Origin of the sequence: Escherichia sp. 93.1518 (genome assembly GCF_013368915.2) — a bacterium.
Lineage (GTDB): Bacteria > Pseudomonadota > Gammaproteobacteria > Enterobacterales > Enterobacteriaceae > Escherichia > Escherichia ruysiae.
Window position 1 is genome coordinate 24,447 of record NZ_JABWMT020000037.1, and the last position, 6,122, is coordinate 30,568.

General features: G+C 41.7%; 3 protein-coding genes and 2 pseudogenes. 4 read left to right on the forward strand and 1 reads right to left on the reverse strand.

Going from position 1 to position 6,122, the window contains the following annotated elements:
* Positions 1–31 precede the first annotated feature (31 nt).
* From HEN21_RS19750 to HEN21_RS19765, 4 genes and pseudogenes are all read left to right on the forward strand, one after another.
* A pseudogene (locus tag HEN21_RS19750) lies at positions 32–409 on the forward strand (acyltransferase); the annotation flags it as partial.
* Positions 409–2,406, forward strand: a complete 1,998-nt coding sequence (locus HEN21_RS19755; RefSeq protein WP_176252340.1) for a lytic transglycosylase domain-containing protein — start codon at positions 409–411, stop codon at positions 2,404–2,406. The pseudogene HEN21_RS19750 and the gene HEN21_RS19755, both read left to right, overlap by 1 nt.
* Before the next feature lie 164 nt (positions 2,407–2,570).
* Positions 2,571–2,916: pseudogene (locus HEN21_RS19760) on the forward strand (phage head-binding domain-containing protein); the annotation flags it as partial.
* A 343-nt stretch (positions 2,917–3,259) separates the two neighbouring features.
* Positions 3,260–4,513 (forward strand): hypothetical protein, encoded by a 1,254-nt coding sequence (locus tag HEN21_RS19765; RefSeq protein ID WP_176252341.1) that lies wholly within the window; start codon positions 3,260–3,262, stop codon positions 4,511–4,513.
* A 60-nt stretch (positions 4,514–4,573) separates the two neighbouring features.
* On the opposite strand, the gene HEN21_RS19770 is transcribed toward HEN21_RS19765, so the two are convergent.
* Positions 4,574–6,122 (reverse strand): acyltransferase family protein (locus HEN21_RS19770; RefSeq protein ID WP_183082930.1); only part of this gene is annotated, 1,549 nt, incomplete at its 5' end.

Sequence of the window (6,122 nt, forward strand, 5' to 3'; positions counted from 1 at the left end):
TTCAGGTGGCCAAATTCAGTGTGCCACTTCAATAGAGCAAAGCCCCGGCCTTTCAAAAGCAGTAGGCATTCGCTCAGCATTTCCGACAGTTCCTGGTTCTGATGCGGCTAACTTTGAAGCAAGACTAGACACCTTTAAAGCTCAAACATTCCTTCCTATGGTGCAGTCCCTTAAGGGGATGGGGGCTCTTTCAGATGCTGAGGGTAAAAAATTATCCGATGCGGTTGGTGCCCTAAGCCCCAAAATGAGTGAAAAGGCTTTTCGTGACTCTATCGGAAAGATTAGAAATCAGCTTGAAAGCAAGTTGAGCACTGTTAAAAAACAGTTTGATTATCAGGAGCCAGTACAGAATACGCCAGCGCAACAACCTACTACTGGCAGTAATTTTTCTTCACTATGGGGTGATTAATGGCTAAAGCATGGAAAGATGTTATCGCCTCTCCACAGTATCAGGCGTTAGCACCAGAACAAAAAGCGCAGGCTCAGGAGCAATACTTCAATGAAGTCGTGGCCCCGCAAGCCGGAGAAAATGCAGAGCAGGCTAAGCAAGCTTTCTATGCTGCCTATCCATTGCCATCTGTGCAGCAAGTGGAGACACAGCAACCAGTAGCACAGCAACAACCACAGCAAAGTGGATTTATGTCTGATCTTGGCGAAGCAGTAAAAGAGACTGGTCGCGGACTGGTGCAGGCTGGCGTGAACGTGGCAAACATACCTGCATCAGTTGCCGATGCTGTAACAAGCGCGGCGGCATGGGCTGGCGGTAAACTCGGTATTGGCGATGGTACATATCAACCAGCGCCACGAGTAACAACGCAGGGATTAGAGCAGGACTTTGGCCTTCAGCAAGGCGCGCTGACTCCACAAACGACAGAGGGAAGGGTATTTGCTGAAGCATTGCCTTACCTCACTCCTGCTGGCATTGAGAGAGCGGCAACACAGGCACCAACACTCGCTGGTAGAATCGCTCAGGGTGCAACTCGCCTTCTCGCTGAAAACGCAGTCGGGTCACTTGCTGCAAATAGTGCGAAAGATGATGCGGAAGCACTCGCTACCGATTTAGGCGTTGGCGTTCTGGCTGGCGGCGCTATTAACGCTGCCGGACGTGGATTAGGCGCTGCTTATCGTGGCGTTCGTGGTGCGATAGCACCAGAAGCTCAACAGGCTATCAGGTTTGCAGAGCGTGAAGGAGTTCCTCTGCACACCACAGACCTGTTACAGCCTACTTCCCGCGTCGGGAAAATGGCGCAGACTACAGCAGAAAATATCCCCCTGGCTGGCACAAGCGGAATGAGAGCAACGCAACAGGAAGCGAGAAGTCAGTTGGTGCAGAGATTTGCTGATAAATTCGGCGAGTACGATCCGGCAGTTGTTATTGACAGCCTTAAAGCGAAAACATCAGGAATTCGGCGTGCCGCAGGGAACCGTCTTGAGCAGGTTCAGAATGCAATGGCAGGAGTCAACATTCAACCTGCACGAGCAATTCAGCAGATTGATACTGAGATATCTAACCTGCAGAAGCTTGGTAAGGTCGCTGATAACGAGACGATTTCAAAACTTCAGTCATATCGTGATGAGCTTGTTCGCAATGCTGGTCCTGATGGTCCGGTCAATCTGGATTTGAAGCAATTAAGCGATCTGCGCAGCCAGTTCAGAATGGACGTGAAGGGTGAGCGACCAGTGTTACCAAACCGTTCCGATGCCGCCATTCAGCGCGTTTACAAGGCAATGACCGACGATATCAATAGTGCCATTGGTCAGAATCTTGGCAACGATACTCTCCGGAAATATCAGCAGGCCAATGCCGTCTACGCTGACGAAGCGGCGAAACTAAAGAATACCAGGCTGAAGAATGTTCTCATGAAAGGCGATCTTACTCCGGAAGTTGTCAACAACATGCTATTCAGCAAGAACAAATCGGAAATTAAGACGCTGTACAACTCAGTTGGCCGTGTTGGCAGGGCGCAAATGCGCAATGGCATCATTGGAAAGGCGATGGAGAAATCAGGTGGATCCCCTGACCAGTTCCTTCGGCAGCTTAACATCCTGCAAAACCAGACTGGAATAACATTTAAGGGGCAGGATGCTGCTTATCTGAAAGGATTGAAAAACTACCTGCAATCCACGCAGCAGGCTGCAAAAGCGGCAGTAACAACACCCACAGGGCAGCAAACCATCCCGTTCATTATCGGGTATGGTACGGCAATGAACCCTGCAACAACTGGCGCAGCAGTAAGCTACGGACTTCTTACTCGCGCCTATGAGAGCGAGCCATTCAGAAATGCAATGCTCCGAATGGCAAACACCCCACGCGGATCAACAGCGTTCGAGAAAGCCATGCAGCAGGCACAAAAGGCCATTAACGCCCTGACTCAGGGTGCTAAGTCTGATGCGTTGTCAGAATAGCTTCGCAAACACCAGGAATATGCAAAAACCAAATATGTAGAGCGCAATATTCAACAGATCTCTTTGCATAGACTCATCTCATAATTAACAAATCATAACTGACATTAGTGCAATGCTGGGCAAGTTGCATCTTGTTCGGCATTGCTACGTCCGGAGCAAATTAAATGACAGACATTACAGCCAATGTTGTAATTGGGATGCCTTCGCAACTCTTCACTATGGCGCGTTCTTTTAAAGCCGTAGCCAATGGCAAAATTTATATCGGTAAAATTGACACTGACCCGGTAAATACTGAAAACCAGATTCAGGTTTATGTGGAGAACGAAGACGGTTCTCACGTTCCTGTTGCACAGCCAATCGTTATCAATGCTGCTGGATATCCGGTGCATAACGGACAGATTGCCAAATTCGTTACTGTGCAAGGTCATTCTATGTCTGTTTATGATGCGTACGGTGTGCAGCAGTTCTATTTTCCTAATGTGCTGAAGTATGACCCTGATCAATTTCAGGAAAGATTGCTATCTGAAAATGGGCCATTATTAGTTGATGATTCAGTTGTTCGTGTAAAACAACCCCTCTCTATGGCAATCGAGAGAGCACAGCACGATAAAAATGCAGATTTTGTGAGCGCGAAAGACTTTGGGTTTAAAGGTGATGGCACGAATGATGATGTTGGTGTAATCAATATTATGAATTACGTAAACTCCAGACCAAAGTACTCACCACCAGTTGAGATTTTTTTCCTTATGGAGAGTATCTAATAAATAATTCTTTGGAGTTTATAAGGCCTGTAACTATATATTCAAATAATGGGGCGACAATTAATTGTTCAGGGAGTGAATTTGCTATTATATTGGGTGATGATTCTGACGAAAATAATCCTACCGCAGATGATTTCTATCAAGGCGATTACACCGTTACTGGCATTAGATTCACAGGTGGGGAGGGAGCATTAGGTGGTATAAAGATAAAGAGTGCCGTTTATACGCCGAAAATAAGATATTGTGATTTCATAGATTATGGGAATGCCAGCTCTTATGATATATATGCTCAGTTTGAAAACTGGGATATTTTAATTGAGGGGTGTTATAAAAAAACTTTTTATAGTCGAGTTGCTATTGGTAACTTTATATCAATAGTTGGTAAGAAAACTGATGGCTCAGCTTATGATGGAGGAAATTCGCGAGTAACAGTTAGAGACTGTGCTATGTCAGCCTATGACAATCAAGATTTAGGATATTTTGCCTATATTAACTGCGTTAAGGGGAGAGTAATTGGAGGTAGTGCGCATCACTCTACAGGTGGAATACTACTTGGACCAGCGGCATCTGGAACGCTTATTGATGGATTTTATTGTGAAGTAAGTACTCAACACAGACCTTGGGTAATATCTGTTTTAAGTGATAAAACTAATCCTGATAATTATTTGTTCCCTCAGTCTGTTACGGTAAGAAATGTGTATGTAAATATGCATAAAGAAAAAATTGGTAATGCTGGTAAGCTTATTGGTGTCATGGATGCTGATGTGAAGTTAAGAGACTGGAGTGTAACAGACTGCCAGATTTCAAACTTCGAAAATGGTCAAGTTCTTATTGATAGAAATGATCTTAATGAGCAGATCGGTAACACTTATGCAAGAATAAAACCAATTTTTGTTCCTTATAATTCTGGTGGTGGAAGTAAATTTATTGTTACTGGAAAACTAACAACAGCAGAAGACTGGTCGTGTGGTGATATAGAAACTGGAGTTTGGATTCCGACTGTAGGCGGAAATGCGTCCTACTATAAACAAGTTGGAAGTTATACAAGAACTGGTGATGTAGTGACCGCAAGTTTTCACATAGGGATAACGATTATTGGAAGTGGAGATGGTTATAGGATAGGTGGATTACCTTTTTTGTCTCGACCAGGGGCTACTTCTGTTGGATCTATTGGATATTACAATAATTTAACTACGGCTGTGGCTGCGCTATTGCCTAGGGTTGATGCTGAAAGTAATTACATAACATTTACAGGAGCTACATCTGTCGCTGGTAATATGAATGTACAACTAAATGTTCTAGGTAATAATGCTGAGATAATTGGTTCTGTTACTTATTTTATATAAAAACAGCGGCGAAATTGCCGCTGTTTTTTTAGTATTGATAATGTTGGTGGACAAAATACACTAATTAATTACAAAGCCGTTATCATTAAGTATTTCTTTAACACCAGATTTAGATAAGTGAAAACCAACATTATATAATCCGCCGTTATGGTCAATTATTCTACAACCATTGTCATCACATAAAGTTTTTATAGGTTTTATCTTATGCAATCCTTTCATGTCAGGAATATATTTATCTAATATATCGGATTGCTGTTTTGCTAAGTTAAGCCCATTTCTGCTGCTTGTGTATGTTGTCTCAAACTTATAATTGATAGATCTTAGTTTTGAGAATACTATGTTGGCAACATCTTCAGACGGATTAGGGGTTGGGTATACAATATATACATCATGCCCCTTGGACACGAGTTTCTTAACATTATTAGATAGAGAGATATATGCCTGCTCGCCACCTAAAAAATCTCCGCCACTAAAATTTTGCTTCGCCATCTCTAAAGGAGATGACACAGGAGCCTTAGCAAGCGGGAATTGATCATAATTAGCAGCTATAAAAATAGTTTTCTTACCCTTAAGAGAATCAATGGCTTTCCATCTTTGCTCATTGACAACCACACATTCAGGAACATTGCCAAACCACATATCACTCACAAATGGACATTGCTCATACGTGAGAGATAACATCCCTTTGTTATTTTCTTTTGAGTAATCTAAAATTGTTGGTGCATATTGTCCAGCATAGCTATCTCCTAATACGATGATGTCATCACCGCCAAAGTTACACGGGTTATCAAGAGAACGTAAACCACATAAATAACTATCAGGTTCACCTCTTAAACTTTTACCAATATTTGAATAATCTGCCAATTTCCTGAACTCTGGTTCTTTGTACATTTCATAGGTTTCTTTCAGAATGCCTGCAAGACGCCACTGAAAACCCCCATCGGCCTTTGCATAAATAGAGAAAGCAAGCAATGCTGACAGAGACGTTGCTAATACTATTGTATTCTTACTTTTAACATGTTTTGCTCTATATGGTTTTTCAATAAAAAAATATGAAAAAGACGCAATAACAATTGAAATTGATGCTAATGCTACACAGTAATAAGGAGTGATATTTTCACTAAATAATATCCTGTAAAAAACAAAAACAGGTTGATGCCATAAATATAGAGAATATGATATCAAGCCAATAAAGACAATCGGACGCAAGGATAATATTTTAGATATTAAATCGGCACCATTTGCAAATGCGATTATCAAACATGAACCAGCTACAGGGATTAGGGTGATAAATGAAGGGTGTTTGATGTCATTTCCAAAAAACAACATTGAATAAACAATCATCAACATTCCAATTACTGGCAGATACGAAGTTAAAGATGATCGGTCTTTATGTATATTGCTTCTTCTTTCTTTTACAAAAAAAGACATAATTCCACCAAGAATTAATTCCCATGCCCTTGGTAGTAGCGTATAGAATGCTAAGTCAGGGTAACTGCTAACTATAATATTTGCATACACAATAGATGAAACAGAAATCAATATAAGAAGTAATACTCTGTATTTCTTAATAAATTTATTTATAAAAATCAATAAGAATGGATAAAAT